Genomic DNA, 854 nt, shown 5'->3' with positions numbered 1-854 from the left:
CGGTGCGTGCCGAACCGCAGCAGCAGCCGCTGCTCCTCCTCACCGTCGCTCTCGGGCGCCTCGCCCAGCCACGACGACGCCTGAGACACTGCAGCCGAGGTTTCCTGGGGAATAGCGAGCATTTCCACCGCGCGTTCATCATGCGCCCGAAGCCCAGCCAAGACCTTGATCAAAGGGCGATACGAACCCGAATACGGCATGTCTTCCGGTGTCTCGTTGTCCCCGAGGAACACCGGAACGATCAGGGTCGCCAGCTTGTCGTCACCGGGCTTCTGCCGCAGCGCCCGGCCGATCGCCTGRACRATATCCACSGCCGACCCCTTCGGATCGATCAGSGCCACACAGTCCACACTCGGGACATCAACACCCTCACTCAGGACACGGCAATTCGACATCACGGCACGCCCTGCCCTGCGCCCGAATTCACGGAGCTTGTCCTCACGATCCTCTGCCGGGGATTCGCCGGACAGCCACCCCGACCACACCCGCGCCGGGTGCCGCTCCGGATCGGCCGCATGCAGCCGGCGCGCCACCCGCTCCAGCCCCTCGGCAAACGCCCGCGCCTCCATGGTCCGGTGATGGAACGTGATCCCGCGCCGCAAACCGTGCTCGGCCATCGCCTCCAGCAACGCGGCCTGCAGCACCGCCAGCCGCTCACCACGCACTTGCTCATCGTGCCGCTGCTCGCCGTACAGCCGCTCCAGCGTCAGCGAAGGATCCCGCAGCTCAACCACCACAATCTGATAGCGGGCAAGCAGCTTCCTGGTGATGGCGCTCGACAACGACATCGACCACAGAACGGGCCCAAAAATCGACTCGTCATCCATCGAGCACGCCAGCTCCTGCGGCAGCGG

Annotated in this window: 1 protein-coding gene; it reads right to left on the bottom strand. The window is 66.1% G+C overall.

Annotated features, from left to right (window positions below; genetic code table 11):
• Positions 1–827, bottom strand: an 827-nt coding sequence (locus tag EAO77_RS37475) for a helicase-related protein (protein ID WP_410088768.1), incomplete at its 3' end; no start/stop codon positions are given.
• Positions 828–854: the final 27 nt, after the last annotated feature.

Source organism: Streptomyces sp. T39 (genome assembly GCF_008042045.1).
GTDB lineage: Bacteria > Actinomycetota > Actinomycetes > Streptomycetales > Streptomycetaceae > Streptomyces.
This window is presented reverse-complemented; position numbering and strand designations above follow the sequence as displayed.